The organism is Flavobacterium sp. PLA-1-15 (genome assembly GCF_049060005.1).
Taxonomy (GTDB): domain Bacteria; phylum Bacteroidota; class Bacteroidia; order Flavobacteriales; family Flavobacteriaceae; genus Flavobacterium.
Genome location: NZ_JBMGQS010000003.1, coordinates 122305 through 143059 on the forward strand (window position 1 = coordinate 122305; position 20755 = coordinate 143059).

General features: G+C 37.1%; 23 protein-coding genes. 7 read left to right on the forward strand and 16 right to left on the reverse strand.

The annotated features are described in order from the left end of the window. Position 1 precedes the first annotated feature (1 nt). The 4 genes from ACI6PS_RS03960 (at position 2) to ACI6PS_RS03975 (ending at position 4233) form a co-directional block, all read left to right on the forward strand. Complete coding sequence (locus ACI6PS_RS03960) at positions 2–2320, forward strand: penicillin-binding protein 1A (RefSeq protein WP_421011253.1); 2319 nt, start codon at positions 2–4, stop codon at positions 2318–2320. 136 nt (positions 2321–2456) lie between these two features. Further along, the gene (locus tag ACI6PS_RS03965) at positions 2457–3155 is read left to right on the forward strand and encodes a CoA transferase subunit A (RefSeq protein ID WP_421011254.1); all 699 of its coding nucleotides are present in this window, start codon (positions 2457–2459) and stop codon (positions 3153–3155) included. 32 nt (positions 3156–3187) lie between these two features. Next, positions 3188–3541, forward strand: coding sequence for a four helix bundle protein (locus tag ACI6PS_RS03970; protein ID WP_421011255.1), 354 nt, complete (start codon positions 3188–3190; stop codon positions 3539–3541). A 35-nt stretch (positions 3542–3576) separates the two neighbouring features. Continuing rightward, positions 3577–4233: a CoA transferase subunit B gene (locus tag ACI6PS_RS03975; RefSeq protein WP_421011256.1), complete on the forward strand. Its 657-nt coding sequence runs from the start codon at positions 3577–3579 to the stop codon at positions 4231–4233. A 75-nt stretch (positions 4234–4308) separates the two neighbouring features. Here ACI6PS_RS03975 and ACI6PS_RS03980 read toward each other — a convergent pair whose 3' ends face one another. The 6 genes from ACI6PS_RS03980 to ACI6PS_RS04005 all read right to left on the reverse strand — a co-directional run bounded on the left by ACI6PS_RS03980 (position 4309) and on the right by ACI6PS_RS04005 (position 8340). Continuing rightward, positions 4309–5196: a DUF3078 domain-containing protein gene (locus ACI6PS_RS03980; protein WP_421011257.1), complete on the reverse strand. Its 888-nt coding sequence runs from the start codon at positions 5194–5196 to the stop codon at positions 4309–4311. Positions 5197–5271: 75 nt separating this feature from the next. Further along, positions 5272–5784 (reverse strand): DUF2480 family protein, encoded by a 513-nt coding sequence (locus ACI6PS_RS03985; RefSeq protein ID WP_421011258.1) that lies wholly within the window; start codon positions 5782–5784, stop codon positions 5272–5274. A 13-nt stretch (positions 5785–5797) separates the two neighbouring features. Beyond that, a complete protein-coding gene (locus ACI6PS_RS03990; protein ID WP_421011259.1) occupies positions 5798–6121 on the reverse strand; it encodes an SUF system Fe-S cluster assembly protein in 324 nt (107 codons plus the stop codon). Between the two features lie 60 nt (positions 6122–6181). Then, positions 6182–6601: a SufE family protein gene (locus ACI6PS_RS03995; protein WP_421011260.1), complete on the reverse strand. Its 420-nt coding sequence runs from the start codon at positions 6599–6601 to the stop codon at positions 6182–6184. Between the two features lies 1 nt (position 6602). Further along, positions 6603–7028: a hypothetical protein gene (locus ACI6PS_RS04000; RefSeq protein ID WP_421011261.1), complete on the reverse strand. Its 426-nt coding sequence runs from the start codon at positions 7026–7028 to the stop codon at positions 6603–6605. 100 nt (positions 7029–7128) lie between these two features. Continuing rightward, entirely contained in the window at positions 7129–8340 is a 1212-nt protein-coding gene (locus tag ACI6PS_RS04005) for an aminotransferase class V-fold PLP-dependent enzyme (protein ID WP_421011262.1), read from the reverse strand. A 119-nt stretch (positions 8341–8459) separates the two neighbouring features. Between ACI6PS_RS04005 and ACI6PS_RS04010 the strand changes: the two genes are divergently transcribed. After that, positions 8460–9824 carry a serine hydrolase domain-containing protein gene (locus tag ACI6PS_RS04010; protein ID WP_421011263.1) on the forward strand — a complete coding sequence of 455 codons (1365 nt, stop codon included), beginning with the start codon at positions 8460–8462 and terminating at the stop codon, positions 9822–9824. A 108-nt stretch (positions 9825–9932) separates the two neighbouring features. Here ACI6PS_RS04010 and ACI6PS_RS04015 read toward each other — a convergent pair whose 3' ends face one another. From ACI6PS_RS04015 to ACI6PS_RS04060, 10 genes are all read right to left on the reverse strand, one after another. After that, entirely contained in the window at positions 9933–11084 is a 1152-nt protein-coding gene (locus ACI6PS_RS04015; protein WP_421011264.1) for a hypothetical protein, read from the reverse strand. Then, positions 11068–12060, reverse strand: coding sequence for a DUF2157 domain-containing protein (locus ACI6PS_RS04020; protein WP_421011265.1), 993 nt, complete (start codon positions 12058–12060; stop codon positions 11068–11070). Before ACI6PS_RS04020 ends, ACI6PS_RS04015 begins: the two co-directional genes overlap by 17 nt. A gap of 95 nt (positions 12061–12155) precedes the next feature. Next, a complete protein-coding gene (gene sufD, locus ACI6PS_RS04025; RefSeq protein ID WP_421011334.1) occupies positions 12156–13472 on the reverse strand; it encodes a Fe-S cluster assembly protein SufD in 1317 nt (438 codons plus the stop codon). A 118-nt stretch (positions 13473–13590) separates the two neighbouring features. Continuing rightward, on the reverse strand, positions 13591–14337 hold the full coding sequence (sufC, locus tag ACI6PS_RS04030; RefSeq protein ID WP_421011266.1) for a Fe-S cluster assembly ATPase SufC: 747 nt from the start codon (positions 14335–14337) through the stop codon (positions 13591–13593). A 72-nt stretch (positions 14338–14409) separates the two neighbouring features. Next, positions 14410–14604, reverse strand: coding sequence for a DUF2683 family protein (locus tag ACI6PS_RS04035; protein WP_421011267.1), 195 nt, complete (start codon positions 14602–14604; stop codon positions 14410–14412). A gap of 6 nt (positions 14605–14610) precedes the next feature. Further along, the gene (locus ACI6PS_RS04040; protein WP_421011268.1) at positions 14611–14985 is read right to left on the reverse strand and encodes a type II toxin-antitoxin system VapC family toxin; all 375 of its coding nucleotides are present in this window, start codon (positions 14983–14985) and stop codon (positions 14611–14613) included. Further along, entirely contained in the window at positions 14972–15136 is a 165-nt protein-coding gene (locus ACI6PS_RS04045; RefSeq protein ID WP_421011269.1) for a hypothetical protein, read from the reverse strand. The genes ACI6PS_RS04040 and ACI6PS_RS04045 overlap by 14 nt, the downstream gene beginning before the upstream one ends. A gap of 19 nt (positions 15137–15155) precedes the next feature. Then, positions 15156–16604: a Fe-S cluster assembly protein SufB gene (gene sufB / locus ACI6PS_RS04050; protein WP_421011270.1), complete on the reverse strand. Its 1449-nt coding sequence runs from the start codon at positions 16602–16604 to the stop codon at positions 15156–15158. 72 nt (positions 16605–16676) lie between these two features. Continuing rightward, positions 16677–17006 carry a HesB/IscA family protein gene (locus tag ACI6PS_RS04055; protein ID WP_421011271.1) on the reverse strand — a complete coding sequence of 110 codons (330 nt, stop codon included), beginning with the start codon at positions 17004–17006 and terminating at the stop codon, positions 16677–16679. 174 nt (positions 17007–17180) lie between these two features. Next, entirely contained in the window at positions 17181–17972 is a 792-nt protein-coding gene (locus ACI6PS_RS04060) for a glucose 1-dehydrogenase (RefSeq protein WP_421011272.1), read from the reverse strand. Positions 17973–18142: 170 nt separating this feature from the next. Between ACI6PS_RS04060 and ACI6PS_RS04065 the strand changes: the two genes are divergently transcribed. Then, a complete protein-coding gene (locus ACI6PS_RS04065) occupies positions 18143–19000 on the forward strand; it encodes an MBL fold metallo-hydrolase (protein ID WP_421011273.1) in 858 nt (285 codons plus the stop codon). Positions 19001–19120: 120 nt separating this feature from the next. Then, entirely contained in the window at positions 19121–20725 is a 1605-nt protein-coding gene (locus ACI6PS_RS04070) for a S8 family peptidase (RefSeq protein WP_421011274.1), read from the forward strand. Positions 20726–20755 lie beyond the last annotated feature (30 nt).

Sequence of the window (20755 nt, forward strand, 5' to 3'; positions counted from 1 at the left end):
TATGGCGATTAAAAAAAACAATAACCAAAAAGCACCGGTAGTTAAAGATACGGCCTATTACAAAAAGCAATTCTGGAAAATCTTTCTTTATTGTTTAGGAAGTGTTTTCTTGGTGTTTCTACTGGCTTCTTGGGGAATTTTGGGTTCGATGCCTTCTTTTGAAGAATTAGAAAATCCGGAATCCAATTTGGCAACAGAAATTATTTCTGCAGATGGGGAAACAATCGGTAAGTTTTATAATGAAAACAGGACTTCCGTAAAATACGAAGATTTACCAAAACACCTTGTTGATGCCTTGGTTGCTACCGAAGACGAACGTTTTTACGAGCATTCAGGTATCGACGGAAGAGGAACTCTAAGAGCCGTTACAAGTTTGGGAACAAGCGGAGGAGCAAGTACCTTGACACAGCAATTGGCAAAACAGTTGTTTCATGGTGAAGGTTCAAAATTTCTTCCTTTCAGAATCATACAAAAAATCAAAGAGTGGATTATTGCTACAAGATTAGAAAGGCAATACACTAAAAATGAGATCATCGCCATGTATTTCAATGTATATGATTTCAATAATTATGCTGTCGGAATCCGTTCTGCTGCCAAGACCTACTTCAACAAAGAGCCAAAAGACTTGACCATTGATGAGTCGGCCATTTTGGTTGGAATGTTCAAAAACTCTTCTTTATACAATCCTGTTCGCAACGCACAAGGCGTAAAAAACCGCCGAAATGTTGTGCTCGGACAAATGGTAAAATCTAAAATTATTACCGAAGCACAAAAAGTAAAATACAGCGAGCTTCCGATTACATTGGATTTCAAATTGCAGACGCACAAAGAAGGAACGGCTACTTATTTCCGTGAATACCTTCGTGAGTTCATGAAAGGATGGGCAAAGGAAAACAAAAAACCAGACGGTACGGATTATGATATCTACCGCGACGGTTTAAAAATTTATACTACCATAGATTCGCGCATGCAAGTGTATGCCGAAGAAGCGGTATATGCACACATGGCCAATCTTCAAAAGGAATTTGCCATCGAAAGCAAGAAAAACAAGAATGCTCCATTCGTTAATATTTCTGAAGCTGAAACAGAAAAACTGATGGGTCGTGCAAGAAAGAATTCTGAAAGATGGCGTATCATGACAGCCGAAGGAAAAGACGAAGACGATATCCTGAAATCATTCAGTGTAAAGACAAAAATGAGGGTCTTTTCTTGGGATGGTGAAAAAGATACCATCATGACACCAAACGACTCTATCCGTTACTACAAACATTTCCTTCAAACAGGAGTTATGTCAATGGAACCAGCAACTGGAGCGATCAAAGTTTGGGTGGGCGGTATCAACTACAAGCATTTCCAATACGATCACGTACAGCAAGGAGCGCGTCAGGTAGGATCAACATTCAAGCCGTTTGTTTACGCAACAGCAATTGAACAGCAAGGTTATTCTCCTTGTGATTCAATTATTGATGCGCCTTACACGATTCCAAAAGGAAAACACAACGTTACCGAAACCTGGACACCTAAAAACTCCAACCACGAATACCGCGGAATGGTAACCTTGAAAAAAGCCTTGGCACTTTCCATCAACACCGTTTCGGCAAAACTGATTGACCGTGTTGGTCCGGATGCAGTAATCGATCTGACTAAGAAATTAGGTGTAAAATCAGATATTCCATCACAGCCTTCCATCGCTTTGGGAGCAGTTGAAATCACTGTTCACGATATGGTGGCCGCCTACAGTACGTTTGCCAATCAAGGGGTTTATGTTAAGCCACAAGTTATCGACAGGATCGAAGACAAAAACGGAAACGTGCTTTACCGTTCGGTTCCTGAATCGCATGACGTATTGAACAAGGATATCGCCTATGCCGTTATTAAATTATTAGAAGGTGTAACCGAATCAGGTTCTGGTGCGCGTCTAAGAACTGATGGTGGTGGTCACGGTTACAACAGAGTTACCGGTTATCCATATGCTTTGAGAAATCCAATTGCAGGAAAAACAGGAACCTCTCAAAACCAATCCGACGGTTGGTTCGTGGGTATGGTTCCAAATTTGGCAACTGGAGTTTGGGTAGGAAACGAAGACCGTTCAGCTCATTTCAAAGGGATTACTTATGGACAAGGAGCCACAATGGCATTGCCAATTTGGGGTTCTTTCATGAAAAAATGCTACCAAGACAAAACGCTTTCTGTTTCCAAAGAACCATTCGAACGTCCTAAAAATCTTGCCATAAAAGTAGATTGCTGGGTGCCTCAAGTTAAGGACACGACAGCCGTTGAAGGCGATGTCGAACAAGATACAGACGAATTCGATTTGTAATTTTTAGGAGCTATTTCCCGCTATCCGTTCCAATCTTTTATTTTTTAAAGAAAAAAAATAAAAGGATTTCCACTGCTATCGGGGCTAGGGCTTTTGAGCCATATTGAAGATTTTGCTATAAAACCAACAAACTACTATGATCAACAAAAAAGTAAACAACGTCCAGGAGGCACTTCAAGGAATTGAAGATTCAATGACAATAATGCTTGGAGGTTTCGGGCTATCCGGGATTCCAGAAAACAGCATCGCCGAACTCGTAAAAAAGAACATCACCGATTTGACTTGTATCTCCAACAATGCTGGTGTAGACGATTTCGGTTTGGGATTGCTGTTGCAGAAAAAACAAATCAAGAAAATGATTTCTTCCTATGTAGGAGAAAATGCAGAGTTCGAACGCCAGATGCTTTCAGGAGAATTGGACGTTGAGTTGACACCACAAGGAACTTTAGCCGAAAAATGCCGTGCCGCACAAGCCGGAATTCCAGCTTTCTTCACGCCTGCAGGTTACGGAACAGAAGTTGCCGAAGGAAAAGAAGCACGCGAATACAACGGGAAAATGCACATTTTGGAAGAAGCCTACAAAGCTGATTTCTCCATCGTAAAAGCATGGAAAGGCGACGAAGCCGGAAATCTTATCTTCAAAGGAACAGCCAGAAACTTCAATGCTTGCATGGCCGGTGCCGCAAAAATCACCATTGCCGAAGTAGAAGAATTGGTTCCAGTAGGATCACTTGATCCCAATCAAATTCATATTCCAGGAATTATGGTACAGCGCATCTTCCAAGGAGAAAGATTTGAAAAACGAATTGAGCAACGTACTGTTAGACAACGATAAATTTGAAAATTTGAAAATGAAAAAATTTGAAAATGCGAAACGATAAAGATAATTTAATTGTAAGGTTGACTTTTGAATTTGCATTGAAAATTATTTCATATTCAGAAGAAATAAGGCAAATGAATAGATTTGAGATGGCTTCACAAATTTTTAGAAGTGGTACATCTGTCGGAGCGAATATTAGAGAAGCTCAAAATGCTGAAAGTAAAGCAGATTTTATTCATAAATTTAAAATTGCCGCGAAAGAAGCAGATGAAGTTACTTATTGGCTTGAACTTTGTACAAAATCCGAACACTATCCAAATCCGAAAGAAGAAATATTAAAAGAACTACATTCTATAAATTTGATAATTTCCAAAATAATCTCTTCGAGTAAGAAGCTATAATTTTCAAATCATCAAATTTTTCAAATAATCAAATTATGTTAGATAAAAACGACATCGCAAAACGAATTGCGAAAGAAGTAAAGGATAAATATTATGTAAACCTTGGAATCGGAATTCCGACCTTGGTTGCCAATTATGTCCGTGAAGATATTTCAGTTGAATTTCAGAGCGAAAATGGAGTCCTAGGAATGGGCCCATTTCCGTTTGAGGGGGAAGAAGATGCCGATGTAATCAACGCAGGAAAACAAACCATTACAACGCTTCCTGGAGCCAGTTTTTTTGATTCTGCTTTCAGTTTCGGAATGATCCGCAGCCAAAAAGTAGATTTGACTATTCTTGGCGCAATGGAAGTTGCTGAAAACGGTGATATCGCCAACTGGAAAATCCCAGGAAAAATGGTAAAAGGTATGGGTGGTGCAATGGATTTGGTGGCTTCCGCCGAAAACATCATCGTAGCCATGATGCACGTCAACAAGGCTGGAGAATCTAAAATCCTAAAAAGATGTACGTTGCCTTTAACAGGAGTTGGATGCGTGAAAAAAGTAGTAACCGAATTGGCTGTTTTAGAAATCACACCAAAAGGATTTAAACTTTTAGAAAGAGCTCCGGGCGTTTCAGTAGAACACATCATCGCTTCAACGGAAGCCGATTTGATTATTGAAGGCGATATTCCAGAGATGAATCTAAATTAAGACAGAAATTATCACAATAAAAAAAACCACAAAATTCAATTGAGTTTTGTGGTTTTTCTTTTTTAAGAATGCCTATTAAAATCCATAATTGATCCCTAAGCCAAACACCTGTCTCGTTTGAAATCCTCTAAAGGCATTATCATCATAAATCGCTTGAAATGCAAAGTTAGTCGATAGGTAACGGTTGATTTTCATTACGATATTCAATGTATAATCCATATCTACATTTTGAGGATCTTCTAGATAATTACTGTAAAGGTTCAAGATATTTTCTGCCGTTACATTGGCCATGATATCCAATTTATAATAAGCGGAAGCGTAAAAACCTAGTTCATATCGCATACTTTTGTTGGCATCTACACCAAAATAACTTCCATCCACATAACCCGGAAGTGAGGTATAGTAATTATCTACAAAAGTTAATTTTGAAGTGGCCGGAGCCAGATTTATTTTCAAATTTTGGTCTTTTGTCCACAACATACCTGGACCAAAAGTTAGATAACCTGGAGAAAGAAAACCTGTGTTTTCCGTTCTTGTTTCTGCTCCATTCTCATCTTTTCCGTAAATATATCCTTTTGTAAATTGTGTCCTGAAATTCAAGAATGCTGAATACGACCACTGCCCTGATGCTTTTTTCCCCAAGATGGAGTTGAATTCCAAACGGTCATCCGTCTTTTTCTCGAATGGAGAATTGTTTGTTTTCACCAAACCGTAGGAAGCCATCAACTTGTTGTCCCAAGTCCAATCGTCCTTTTTATAATTCAAATCATAGTTAATCCCAATGTTTCCCGAAAGGTTATTTTCTCCACCGGCAGCCCAATTGCTGAAATTAGATTGGTTAAGCAAAAGCGATGCATTTCCTTTAGATTTCCAAGGACTTACGGTATCGGTTTTGGTTTCAGCTTCCTGAGCGTTTACTGCTGTGAAACTTAGCGTTAGTAGGTATAATGCAAGTTTTTTCATAAGTGAATTTTTAGGTTGGTAGATAAAGATACTAATTTTGGTTGAAAATCCTGTCGCAAATATTGTACCAGCTGCTTATTTTTTAGATGCCTTGAACAGCGGAACAGCCGAACAAGCTTCGCCATACATGATACTTTTGGCAAAAGGCTGTAGCTTTTGTGCCGCCAAAATATAGGCCCTCATCGGAACGGGCTTTTTAGAACAGCCTTTGATGATTACAGGCTTGTTCTCGTAAACAGAATAATCAATATGTGGTAATAATTCCTCGTATAAAACAGCATCCAAATCTTCAATAGTACCATCAATTACTTTTCTGGCAAAAGGAGCCAGATGTAATGTAACTAAAATCGAAGCCCAAGCGGGAACAATTGCATCTGTACTGCAAAAAACAGCCACATAATGATCCTGATATTGTTGCCAATCGTGATTCTTCAAATGCTCACGGAAGTCTTTCTCCTTTAAAAGAAATCCTTCCAAAAGCCATTGCGAAATATCAATTTGAGAACGCGTTACGGCTGGATAATAATCCTCTAAATCAAAAACCTCGAGTGCAGAATTGGCAACCCTGTTTATAATTTCTTCTTCCATTTTCAAATACTAATTATAGCATCCCCAATTCAAGTTTTGCTTCTTCACTCATCAAATCCTTGCTCCAAGGCGGATCGAAAGTGATTTCTACTTCAGCCGCTTTTACATTTTCGATTCCCAACACTTTTTCTTCTACTTCTTTTGGAAGGCTTTCTGCAACAGGACAGTTTGGCGAAGTCAAGGTCATTAGGATTTTTACTTCATAATCGGTGTTGACCATTACATCGTAAATCAATCCTAACTCATATATGTCTACTGGAATTTCAGGATCGTAAATGGTTTTTAATTTTTTTACGATTTGTTCTCCTAGTAAGTTGGTGTCTATTTCTTGTTCCATAATTTTATTCTTTTACCATATAGGTTTTAAATTCCTTAAATGCCTTATATGGTTAATTTATTATTCTTGTGAATTAAATGCCAATGCATACATTTTAATCTGCTTGATCATCGAAACCAAACCATTGGCACGTGTTGGTGATAATTGTTCCTTCAAACCGATTTCATCTATAAATTTGGTGTCGGCTTCCAATATATCCGAAGCTTTCTGGTTTGAAAAAGCACGGATTAGAACGGCAATAATTCCTTTTGTAATGATTGCATCGCTATCGGCAGTGAAAACAATCTTATCATTAATCACTTCTCCGTGAAGCCAAACTTTCGACTGACATCCTTTGATGGTATTTTCTTCAACCTTGTATTTTTCTTCAATTAACGGAAGACTTTTCCCTAAATCGATTACATATTGAAAACGCTCTTCCCAATCATCAAACATTGAAAATTCGTCTACTATCTCGTCCTGTACTTCTTTTATTGTCATCTTAATTATCTGAAAATGAAACTATCTTATTTACAAATTCCGCAATTTCTACTGGCGGATTTCCATGGTCAAAACCTTTTGTCTCATATGTTTTTCCTTCATAAACCACTCTTAGATTGGCAATTGCTGCTCCATCATAAAAACGCTTTTGGGTCGGATCTTTATATTCTGAAAGTTTATCCAAATCTACTGTTTTATAAAGATTAGCCAACTCTTTCCAATCCTGATTCGTCAACTTATATTCTTTGGTTTCGCCGTCGCGTTTTCTGGTCATCGTCAGCTTTTCATCCTGGATGTTGATGTTCAAATAAAATCCTCTTGACGTAGCCTGATATTCTATCGTTGCCTTTTTCATTTCGTCGCTCAACTGCCTGTCACAACCTTTTGCTAGAAAAAGTGTTAGAAAAATCATTGTAAATAGTTTCATGTGTATATATTTATTGTTTTTATCGGTCACATGTAATTCGCATATGATCATTATTGTTTATGACCAACTTTAAGTCCTGCTCATTTCATAGTTTATTCTTTTAAGACAACATTCTTTGGGCTTTTTTCACCGCTTCCACCATCAAATCAATTTCTTCTTTTGTATTGTAAAACGAAAACGAAGCCCTGACAGTTCCCGGAATGCAAAAGAAATTCATAATTGGCTGAGCACAATGATGTCCGGTTCTAACGGCAATTCCTTGTTTGTCGATTATAGTTCCGATATCATACGGATGAATGCCATCTATGTTAAACGAAATTACGGAAGTTTTTTCGGATGTACCATAAATCTTCAATCCTTCAATCTCCAATAATCGTTTCGTTCCGTATCCTAGTAACTCTTTTTCTTGTTGTTGAATGTTTTCGAAACCAATTTCATTCAAATAATCAATTGCTACACCAAGCACAATTCCGCCAGCGATATTAGGCGTTCCAGCTTCAAATTTATGGGGCAAATCGGCATAGGTTGTTTTTTCGAACGTCACTTCCTTAATCATTTCGCCACCACCTTGATAAGGCGGTAATTTGTTGAGCCATTCTTCTTTTCCGTATAAAATTCCAGTTCCTGTCGGGCCACAGATTTTATGTCCTGAAAAAACATAAAAATCACAATCCAATACTTGTACATCCGGCTTCAAATGTGGTGTTGCTTGAGCTCCATCAATCAAAATTGCCGAACCAACTTCGTGGGCTTTATCAATCATATATTTTATCGGATTGATAACACCCAAAGCATTCGAAATATGATTTACGGTAACAATTTTGGTTTTATCCGAAAGCAATTTATCGAATTCTGACATGATCAATGCTCCGTTTTCATCCATTGGAATTACCTTCAGAATCGCTCCGGTTTTTTCACAAAGCATCTGCCATGGCACGATATTACTATGATGCTCCAAAGCCGAAACCAAAACCTCATCGCCGGGTTTTAAAATCGAAGCAAATCCGTTGGCCACCAGATTAATTCCGTGGGTTGTTCCTGAAGTAAACAAAACTTCGTGGGCAAATTTTGCATTGATGTGCGACTGTATTTTTTTTCTGGAAGATTCGTAAGCATCTGTCGCCAATTGACTTAACGTATGAACGCCACGATGGATATTTGCATTGATTTCACTGTAATATTTTGTGATGGCATCCAATACAATTTGTGGCTTTTGGGAAGTCGCACCGTTATCAAAATAAACCAATGGTTTACCGTTCACCTTCTGAGAAAGTATGGGAAAATCGGCACGAATTTTTTGAATATCTAACATAATTTATTTAGAAAAAATCTAAATACAAAAGTAGTAAAAACGAAGTGGTTTTTTACTAATCACTTGTTAATAATGGGTTTGTTTTTTATATTTACGCAAACGCAATAGTATCGCTTCAAATGAAAAAATTCTTCAAGTTTTTAGGAATCTCCATCGTCTTACTGCTTATTTACTTCGGATTTACCACTTATCCAAAACTTGATTTGATTTCGGGTTTCTCTGCCAAAAGTATCGCATCGGGATTTTTTATAGACCACCGTTCCCAGGAAATGATTGAATTGGGAGACAACGATATGGATTTGATTGACTTGGCAAAGAACAAAATCAACAATCAGCAAAAATACGCCACCTCCTCAGTTTACGGATTGAAGGAACGAAAAGCGATTTATCGTGAAGGTTTAGGTGTGACGTTGATCAATGATGATTTTGATGTTTCTAAACCCTATTTGGTTCCGAAAAGAACTAAAACCGAGAACAATTTGCCTTATCCTTACGGAAACAACGAACCGAAAGACACGATTTTTTCTAACATTGATTATACGAAATTAGAAAAGGCTTTAACTGATGCTTTTGATAAAAAAGGAGAGAAAAACAAACGAACGCGCTCGATTGTAATCTTGCATAAGGATAAATTGGTTGCTGAAAAATACGATACTGGTTTTGATAAAAATTCAAGGATTTTAGGTTGGTCGATGACAAAGAGTTTGACGGCGACTTATTTCGGCATCCTGCAAAAACAAGGAAAGCTCAATATTAATAATCCGGCTCCAATTGCTGAATGGAAAAATGATGAACGTGCGAAAATCACTATAAACGATTTGATTCATATGAATTCGGGTTTGGAATGGGAAGAGAAATACGATAAGATTTGCGATGCTACCAAAATGCTTTTTGAAGCAGAAGATATGGCAAAAGTACAACTCGAAAAACCTTCAATTGGAACGCCAAATCAAAGTTGGAATTATTCTTCCGGAACCTCCAATTTGTTGTCCCACATTTTGAGAAATCAGTTTAAAACACATCAGGAATATTTGGATTTCTGGTATTCGGCTTTGATTGATAAAATCGGAATGCATTCGATGCTGGTGGAAACGGATATGGTTGGAAATTATGTTGGTTCATCTTATGCTTGGGCTACGACACGAGATTGGGCGAAATTCGGATTGCTCTATTTAAGAAACGGAAACTGGAACGGCGAACAGCTTTTTGAGGAAAGTTGGTCGAAGTATGTGGCAACTCCAACCAATACTTCTAATGGACGATATGGCGGACATTTTTGGTTGAATGCTGGTGGAAAATATCCTGATGCTCCAAAAGACCTATATTATGCAAGTGGTTTTCAAGGTCAGAAGATATTCATCGTTCCTTCGATGGATTTGGTGATTGTTCGTTTTGGCTTGACGGACGACGAGGCTTATGATTTTAATGGATTGTTGAAAGGAATTTTGGGGAGTTTCCAAGAAGCCCAAAAGTCTATCAAATAGCCCCGATTGAAGGGAAAATCCTTTTTGTTTTTTTCTTTAAAAACAAAAAGATTTGGAAAGAAAGCGGGAATATGGATTCTGAAAATGCCTAGCGATTCGCTCCTAATTTTAAAAACTCCCTCCTGCTCCACCGCCACTAAAACCTCCCCCGCCAAAAGGCATCTTGGATTGCTCGACTTCTTCGGCGTGTTTGATGTCTTGAGAATTTACTATTAAAGCTTCAATGTTGTTGAGCATTGCCGTGTCGTTCGTGTGGTCGTGTTTAAAAGTGATTCCCGTTTCGTTGGTTTTTATCTTTTGGATGACGAAATAAACGAAGGCAAAAATTCCTAATCCGGCAAGTAGCAATGCCCATTCTGCTGGCAAAACGCTATGGTAGTATCGGAACGTTAGAATCGAAAGTGCAAATGTCAATCCGCCGATGTAGAGCATGGTTCGGTTTTTAGTTTTAAGCGAATAGAAAATATAAACTAGCGGAACGGCAAACATCAAGATGTAAAACAGCCAACCGAAAGGCACATCTGAGTTGGTATAATCGGCCGATAATAGTTCTTCGGAAAGGGTTCTCACTACAAAATAATTCACTGACAGGTAGCCCAAGAAAAGGGTATAAATAAAAAACCACTCCCAGATATCACTATAGAAATAGAGCTTCGGATGGTCCTTGAATTTTTGGTGGGTATAATAAAATCCAATCGCTATCGCTAGCAAAACAAAAGGCAAAATTGCAGAAACTTCTGTGTGTTCAATCAGCATATAACTTACAAGGAAAACGATTCCCGTTAAAAAAACCAGAAACGACAAGGTATTTACATATCGAATAGCAAACACTAAACCAATAATTATCATTGCGACAAAACCGCCAATCGGAGAATTGGAATCGACCACAATGGCGGAATAAAAACTCAATTGTGCACCGATAATGAAAGCGTCATCTAAACCGTGTCGGAAGAAATTTTGACTGCAAAGTAGCTCCAATATTCCTAATCCTATAAATGAAATTATGAATCCAGCCATCTTGAAATCTGAATTCAGATTAAAGATGATTAAAAAAAGTAATCCGATTATTGAAAGGTACAAAAGCGCACCTAAAAGGAAAGAACCCGCTCGGACGAAAATGTTTCGACTCGTTTTTAAAGTGGTGAGTTGTTGCTTAATGGCATTTAAATTTTCGCTCTGGATAAAACCCGATTTCTTTAAATCGATGGCTTCTTCCACTAAAAAAGTATTTTCTAAAAGTGTCTTATTGTAGGCTATCATTGGTTTTTTTGTTGAAATTTTTAATCGCTTTTATAAACAATACAATTGAACTGATAAAGTAAACAGGAAGGATGACGATAAAAAGTTCCCAGAAATCTTCAAAATCAGTATGCTCAAGAAGCCTCACTATCACAATATTAAAGCCGATAAAGCCGTATAGTAGTGTAAAAATATAAATCGAAATGGCTTCGATTTCGAAACTCTTTTTATAGAAAAAATAGCATGTCCCTGCCATGAGAAATAAAAATAGCACCCAAATGTCGTTCATCAAACCTGCAATACAACAGATGCTGATTAGATGCAAGGCAAAAGTGAGCAATACCAAATCGAAGTGTTTTTTGAGGCTGATATTTTTAGAATGAACCGACCAAAGTACAATGATTAAACCCAAAAGCAATCCGTAATACGACAAGTTTTCGTTCCAATACACATCATTATTGATGAGCGTTCTTGGCGTTAAAGAAATTCCGAGAGAAGTGACCAAAGCCGTGATTCCGATGGACAATGCGCTTTTATTGTTGAAATAATAAGCCGATGCCAAAGCGATAAAAGCAGAAATATAAATGGAGATCTCGAAGTAATTTCCAAAAATCGCATATTGAAATTGGATGTACCCCATGAAACTACAACTCAAAATAACCGCCAAAAGCACGAGATAGTTGTAAACAGGATTTTCAAAATCAATGTCTTCTTTGGAAAAACCTTTCGATTCTTTGAAACTGAAGTAAAAGCAAACTATGGTCAAAGCCAACATCACCAATAAAATAATGGAATGCCCGATGGTATCGATGTTTTTATAAATCAATATTCCGACACCCGAAGTAAACAGCAAAACCGATAAATACATCAGGAATAGCAACTCATTACGAAGTGAAAAGATGCCTTGTGAAAAATAATTCCGGATGCCTACTTCCTGCTCCTTACTCAACAGTTCCCTATCCAAAAGCTTTTGAACGTTTCTATTGGTTTTGTCCATAATATTTTATTTAAAGCGATACTATCAAATATAAGGATTTTAGTATCCGAAACCGCTTTAAATAAAAAAAGTTGCCTTCCGACAACTTTTAATTTTTATAAATCAAATCCAATATTAACTCCTAATTTCATGGCGATGATTTTGGTGATTCTCGCCTTCAGGACTGGGATTTTGATGCTTTCGATGACTTCGTTTGTAAAGGCATACATCAGCAATGCTTTGGCTTCCTTTTCAGGAATTCCACGTGATTGCATATAAAACATCGCTTTTTCATCCAATTGCCCAATCGTGCAACCGTGAGAACATTTTACATCATCAGCAAAGATTTCCAATTGTGGTTTTGCATTTACCGAAGCTTTGTCGCTTAACAAAATATTATTGTTTTGCTGGAAAGCATTGGTTTTTTGGGCTTCTTTTTCTACGTAAATCTTACCGTTGAAAACTCCTGTTGACTTGTCGTCCAAAATCGTTTTGTAATTCTGGTGGCTTTCACAATTTGGCGTCGCATGTTGCACCAAAGTATAATGGTCAACGTGCTGTTTTCCTTCAATAATCGTGATTCCTTTTAATGTAGAATCAATATGTTCGCCTTGGTGGTAAAAGTTTAGATTGTTTCTGGTCAAGTTTCCTCCGAAAGAAAAAGTATGTACTGAAGCATGGCTTTGATCTTTTTGGGCGATGTAAGTATTGTCAATCAACGAAGCTTCCAGATTGTCATTTTGGATTTTGTAATAATCTACAATCGCTCTTTTTTGGGCAAAAATCTCCGTAACAGAATTCGTTAGAACCGGGTTTTCATTCAACGATTGATGTCTTTCGATGATTTGAACGTGGGCATTTTCTCCAACGATAATCAAGTTTCTTGGTTGCACCAAAAGGGCACTTTCGCTTCCAGTTGAGAAGTTGATAATTTCGATTGGCTTGTCGGCTACCTTATTTCTTGGGATGTTGATGTAAGCTCCTTCATACGCGAAAGCGGTATTTAAGGAAGTCAGACTTTCATCCTTATTGGCAATTTTATTGAAGTATTCATCAATCACCATTTTGTATTTTGGCTTTGTCAACGCCGATGACATCAAGCAAACATCCAAACCGTCGTGCGTCGTAGAAGACAAAAACGAACTGAAAACGCCGTCTACAAAAACCACTTTGTACGTATCAATTTCATGTAAATAATATTTTTTTACATCCGAATATTGAACCGTATTTTCGTTTTTTGGGAATACGCTGAAATCATTTTTCAAGATGGCATTCAGCGAAGTATATTTCCAAGCCTCGTCCTTTTTTGTCGGAAAGCCTTTTTCTTCAAAATTCTTAAATGCTTCTGTACGAACATCGTGCAAGTCTGAATGAACATCCACTTGCTCTTCAAAAGCCATAAAAGATGATATTAATTTTTCTTTTAACATAATTTTTGTGACCTCGACTGGATTCAAACCAGTAACCTTTTGGTCCAATTTTAAATTCAAACATTAAGAGATTAAGAAAAATTAAGCTTAATGAAACTTAATTCCTTAATGTTTCAAAATATTAATTTTCGGCTTTAATCCAGTCGTAACCTTTTTCTTCCAGTTCGTAAGCTAATTCTTTTCCGCCTGATTTTACGATTTTTCCATTATATAAAACGTGAACAAAATCAGGAACGATATAATCCAAAAGTCTTTGGTAGTGCGTGATTACAATGATAGCGTTGTTTTCGCTTTTCAATTTATTCACACCGTTTGCCACGATTCTCAATGCATCAATATCCAAACCTGAATCGGTTTCATCTAAGATTGCCAATTTTGGTTCTAGCATCGCCATTTGGAAAATTTCGTTTCTCTTTTTCTCTCCTCCCGAAAAACCTTCATTTAACGAACGGGACAAGAATTTACGGTCGATTTCCAATAATTCAGATTTCTCACGAATTAATTTCAGCATTTCGTTGGCCGGCATTTCTTCCTGACCTTTTGCTTTTCTTCCTTCGTTAATCGCGGTTTTCATGAAGTTCGTTACCGAAACTCCAGGAATTTCAACCGGATATTGAAACGAAAGAAAAACGCCTTTATGTGCTCTTTCTTCCGGAGCCAAATCAGCTAAATCTTCGCCATCCAATTCAACAGAACCATCTGTAACTTCATAATGTTCGTTTCCTGCAATAACAGCAGAAAGTGTACTTTTTCCAGAACCGTTTGGTCCCATAATTGCGTGAACTTCGCCCGCTTTTACTTCAAGATTGATTCCTTTTAGGATGTCTTTATCTTCAATTCCAGCGTGTAAATTTTTTATTGATAACATTTTTGTTTGTTTATTCGTAATGTCCTTTTTAAAGACAGTATATTTAAAATTTCTATTGTTTATTAACTAAAATTATTTCCACAGAGCATCGATTTCTTCCATTGTCATTCTAACTCCTTTTCCATCTTTGATGCTTTGTTCAGCCTCTAAAATTTCTTTTACAAATTCTGGATTATATTGTTTTTCAATTTCAAAACCCAAAGACTTCGCCAAGGCTTTTAAAACCGGCAAATCTTTTTTCTTTACGTTTTTTAAAATTATGTCCATAATTTTTTAAGGTTTATAAATAATTACATCAATTTCTTCTTCAACTTTTGAAAGTTGTTTGTCTGCAGTTAATATTGGTAATTCTAAATATTTTGCAGTTGCCAAAACAATGCTATCTGGTAATTTAATTTTATACTTGCGTCTAAAATTTATTGCGTTCTGCTTTACAGCATAATTAATATCAATAATTTTAACTTGTTTCAAAAGTTTGACAATTTCCTTTAATTCATTTTCTGAAATTTCAGGAAAACTCAATAATTCCATTTCAGAAATAATGGAAATATAAATGTCATTTCCTTGCAGATACTGTTTAACATCTTCATCGCCATTAAGCAAATAAAGAATAATATTGGTATCAACAAATAAACTATTCCCACTCATCGCGCATCTGTTTCTGAATAACTAATGGGTCTTTTTTTAATTTTATTTTTCCTAAAAAAGCTCCAGCATCAAATCCTTTTTTATTTGATTTAGTTTTCAAAAATTCTTGAATTACCGATTTATTTGTTCCTTTTTTTAAGATTAAAACCATAGTAATTAATTTTAATTATTTATCCCACACTGCCTTCCAAAGAAATCTCCAACAACTTTTGAGCTTCAACTGCAAATTCCATCGGAAGCTTGTTCAAAACCTCTTTACTGAAACCATTTACAATCAATGCAATCGCTTTTTCAGTTGGAATTCCTCTTTGGTTGCAATAGAAAACCTGGTCTTCGCCGATTTTACTTGTCGTCGCTTCGTGTTCTATTTTTGCTGAAGGATTTTTTGATTCGATGTATGGAAAAGTATGAGCGCCACAATTATTTCCCATCAAAAGCGAATCACACTGAGAAAAGTTTCTCGCATTGTCAGCTCTTGAACTGATTTGCACCAATCCACGATAGCTGTTTTGCGATTTTCCGGCAGAAATTCCTTTTGATATAATCGTTGATTTTGTGTTTTTTCCTAAGTGAATCATCTTGGTTCCTGTATCGGCTTGCTGGAAATTATTGGTTACGGCAATCGAATAAAATTCACCAACTGAATTATCACCTTTTAAAATACAAGATGGATATTTCCACGTTACGGCAGAACCCGTTTCTACTTGTGTCCAAGAAATTTTCGCGTTTTTCTCACACAAACCTCTCTTTGTCACAAAGTTATAAACCCCGCCTTTTCCTTCTTTATTTCCTGGAAACCAGTTTTGAACCGTTGAATATTTGATTTCGGCATCATCCAAAGCAATCAATTCTACAACTGCAGCGTGCAATTGGTTTTCATCGCGGGATGGCGCCGTACAACCTTCCAAATATGAAACATAACTTCCTTCATCGGCAATAACAAGCGTTCTTTCGAATTGGCCAGTTCCTGCTTGGTTGATTCGGAAATAAGTTGAAAGTTCCATCGGGCAACGAACGCCTTTTGGAATGTAACAGAAACTTCCATCAGAGAAAACAGCTGAATTCAATGCAGCATAGAAATTGTCTTTCTGAGGCACAACAGTTCCCAAATATTTCTTCACCAATTCTGGATGTTCCTTGATTGCTTCTGAAATTGGACAAAAGATGATTCCTTTTTCAGCCAAAGTCTTCTTGAAAGTCGTTGCTACAGAAACTGAATCGACCACAATATCCATTGCGACATTGTTCATCATTTTCTGCTCGTCGATTGAGATTCCCAGTTTTTTGTACATTGCCAAGAGCTCTGGATCAACATCATCAAGTGTCTTGTTTGGATCAACCGATTTTGGAGCTGAATAATAAGCAATCGCTTGGAAATCAGGTTTTGTATAATGAACATTTGCCCATTCTGGCTCAATCATTTCCTTCCACGCTCGGAAGGCTTCGATTCTCCAGTCAGTCATCCATTGTGGTTCTTCTTTTTTCAAAGAAATCGCACGAACAATGTCTTCGTTTAAACCAATAGGAAACGTCTCCGATTCGATATCAGTGTAAAATCCGTATTCGTACTCTTTATTTTCGAGCTCGATTTTTAAATCGTCTTCTGTGTATTTTGACATTTTATTTTTTTTAAAACCATTAAGGTATTAAGAAAATTAAGGCTTAATAGTTCAAATATTAAATTCTGTATATTATAGAGAAAATGACTCCCCACAACCACAAGTCCTGCTTGCGTTTGGATTATTGAAAACAAATCCTTTACCATTCAATCCTCCTGAAAATTCCAAGATTGTTCCCGCCAGATATAAGAATGATTTTTTTTCAACTGCTATCTTTACATTATTATCTTCAAAAACCTTATCGTTTTCTCCTAGTTCCTTATCAAATTTCAATTCGTATGACAAGCCAGAACATCCACCGCTTTTTACGCCCACACGAACGTAATCTTTGGCAGCATCAAAGCCGTCCTCTTCCATCATATTGACGATTTTCTTGCTTGCAGAATCAGATACCTTTATCATAGTGATTTGTATTTAGTCTAATTAATTTGCAAAGATACGTCATAATTAGTTTTTTACATAATCGCTAACATTTTTATAACGGATGATTGCATAGAAAATATTTATGACACATTTAAAATAAAAAACGGATGACAGTTTTCACCTCATCCGTTTCAAAATCAATTCATTATGTTTTTAAGAATTTCCGTAAAGATTTGATTCTCCACCATCAATGGCAATCGTCTGACCATTTACATATTGGCATTCATCACTCAATAAAAAGGCAACTAAATTTCCAACATTTTCAGGGTCTCCTAATTTTCTGGTGGGATTTCTTTGTGCATATTCCGCTTCGGCTGCTTTCGGGTCGGATGGATTTACTTGCTTGAAGGCTTCCGCAACCATTGGCGTTAAAATGGCTCCAGGTGCGATGGCGTTCGTATAAATTCCGTCTTTTCCATATTCAATTGCAGCGTTTTTTGTCATTCCAGAAACAGCATGTTTACTGGCAACATAAGGCATTTGGTTGACAACACCACGAATTCCTCCAACGGAAGCCACGTTTACAATTTTTCCACCGCCATTTTTCTGCATCACAGGAATCACGTGTTTCAATCCATAATAAACGCCCATTAAATTGATGTCGATTACTTTTTTGAAGACGTTTACATCATAATCAACCAACGGCGCTTGTTTTCCTTCAATCCCGGCATTGTTGTAAAATCCGTCGATGGTTCCAAACTCCTCAACCGTTTTTTCTACATAATTTTTAACCGCTTCTTCATCCGAAACATCGGCCACAACGGTTAAAACTTTTACGCCTTGAGCGATTGATTCGATTTCTTTTTTTGCTTTTTCTAAAGCCTCTTCGTTGTAATCAACGATTGAAAGATTGGCTCCTTTTTGTGCTACAACTTTACTTGTTGCCAAACCTAATCCCATTGCAGCACCAGTAATAAGTATTGTTTTTCCTTTGAAAGTACTCATAATTTAATTTTTTAATGTGTCCTAAAATTACAACCGAACGAAACCATGGGCGGTTAAGTAACCGTTAATTAACTTGATTTTATGTTTATTCAAACATTAGCGTTTCGTAGTTAATTTTCTCTTTAAAATTCTAAAATCCTATCTTTACGCTAATTTAAAAAATACTAATAATGAAATTATATCCGATTGAAGCTGGAAATTTTAAACTGGACGGCGGTGCGATGTTTGGCGTAGTGCCCAAAACCATTTGGAGCAAAACCAATCCTGCCGACGAAAACAACCTCATTGATATTGCGGCAAGATGTCTTTTAATTGAAGATGGAAATCGCTTGATTTTGATTGATAACGGAATGGGCGACAAGCAATCGGAGAAATTTTTTGGGTATTACTCGCTTTGGGGAAGTCATTCGATTGACAATTCGCTTGCGAAATACGGTTTTCATCGAGATGATATTACCGATGTTTTTATGACACACCTCCATTTTGACCATTGTGGCGGAAGTGTGATTTGGAACAAAGACAGAACCGGCTACGAAGTCGCTTTCAAGAATGCAAAATTCTGGACGAACGACAATCATTGGGATTGGGCGACAAAACCAAATCCAAGGGAAAAAGCTTCTTTTTTGACCGAAAATATTCTTCCGATGCAGGAAAGTGGTCAACTTAATTTCATCAAAAGACCAGAAGGCGATTTACTAAAAAATTCAGAATTGGGTTTTGATATTTTCTTTGCAGATGGACATACCGAAAAAATGATGATTCCGAAGATTCAATACCAAGACAAAACCATTTGTTTTATGGCGGATTTATTGCCAACTGCTGGACATTTGCCTTTGCCTTATGTGATGGGATATGATACGCGTCCGCTTTTGACGTTACCTGAAAAAGCGAAATTCTTGACAGAAGCCGCCGAAAATAATTACTTTTTGTGGTTGGAGCACGACGCTCACAACCAAATCATCACCGTGGAAAATACTGAAAAAGGCGTTCGGTTGAAAGAGGTTTTTTCGTGCGAAGAGATTCTGTAAATGAAAATTAAACTCCCCAAAATCGAAACCATCTTCCTAAAATAATGTTAAGTTCTTTTTTGTTTGTAACAAAACAAAACTATTTTTGACAAATCAATTAAAATTCAAATATTTAAAATAATGAAAAGAGTAAGATTATCGTATTTATCTCTCGTTGTCGCTTTAGCATTGACGGGTTGTGGTACCTCAAAAGTGGTTACTACTTATAATGTTGACAAACTTCCGCTAAAGAACGCGAAGATATCTGATGAGCAATTGAAAAGATGGAGTCATTTGGATATTTTGACTGATACTATACCAGGAATGAGCGTTGATAAGGCTTATGCCGAATTATTGAAGGATAAAAAAGGTGTAAAAGTAATCGTAGGTATCGTAGATTCTGGTGTAGATATTGAGCACGAGGATTTGAAAGCACACGTTTGGACCAATGCAAAAGAAATTCCAGGAAACGGAATAGATGATGATAAAAACGGTTACATCGATGATATTCACGGTTGGAATTTCCTAGGCGATATTACCAAAGAACGTTTGGAATACGAAAGAATCGCGATGGATAAAACCTTGACCGATGATGCTACGTATCAAAAAGCGAAAGCTATGGTTGACAAAAAACTGAATGAAAGTGGTCAAGGAAAAGCAAGAATGCAAGATATGTTGACTCAAACTACGGCTTCAGACGATGTCCTTAAAAAACATTTCGGAAAGTCGGTTTATACTGTTGAGGAAGTAAACGCCATCAACTCTACAGATCCGGCAATTGCAAAAGCTCAAAAAGTAATGAAGCAAGTACTTTCTTACGGATTGCCTGTTGAAGACTTAAAGAAAGAAATCCAAAAAGAATTGGATGAGTCGTCAAATTATGATGCACACATTAACAAAAACTACAGAACGGTTTTAGGCGATAATCCAAAAGACATCAACGACAAGAAATACGGAAACAATAACGTAATTGGTCCAGACAAGAAAGAAGCGCTTCACGGAACACACGTTGCGGGAATCGTAGCGCAAGCAAGATACAACAACCTTGGTGGCGACGGTGTGGCTTCAAACAATGTAGAAATATTGACCGTTCGTGCTGTTCCAGACGGAGATGAGTATGATAAAGACATCGCTCTTGGAATCCGTTATGCGGTTGACAATGGTGCGAAAGTTATCAACGGAAGTTTCGGTAAGGCATTTTCTCCACAAAAACAATGGGTGTATGATGCCATCAAATATGCTGAAGAAAAAGATGTTTTGATTGTTCATGCTGCTGGAAATGATGCAAAAGATATCGACGTTGAGGACAACTTCCCGAATGATTCTGATGACAAGAAAACAGAATTTGCTAGCAACTTGATTACCATCGGTGCTTTGAATTTTGAATATGGAACTAATGTTGTAGCAAACTTCTCTAATTATGGAGCTTTGAACGTTGATGTTTTTGCTCCTGGAGTAAAAATCTACGCTACTACGCCAAACAATGAATACCAATACTTGCAAGGAACTTCTATGGCGTCGCCAAATGCTGCGGGAGTTGCAGCTTTGATTCGTTCTTACTATCCAGATTTATCAGCTAAACAAGTAAAACAAATCTTGATGGATTCTGGAACTGCAATCAATACTACAGTTCAAGTTGGCGGGCCTAAAGGCGATAAAAAACCATTCTCTTCTTTGTCTAAATCAGGAAGAATTGTAAATGCTTACACGGCTTTGCAAATGGCAGCAAAAATGTCAAAAAAATAATCATACCCAATATTCACTAACGGAAGGTTC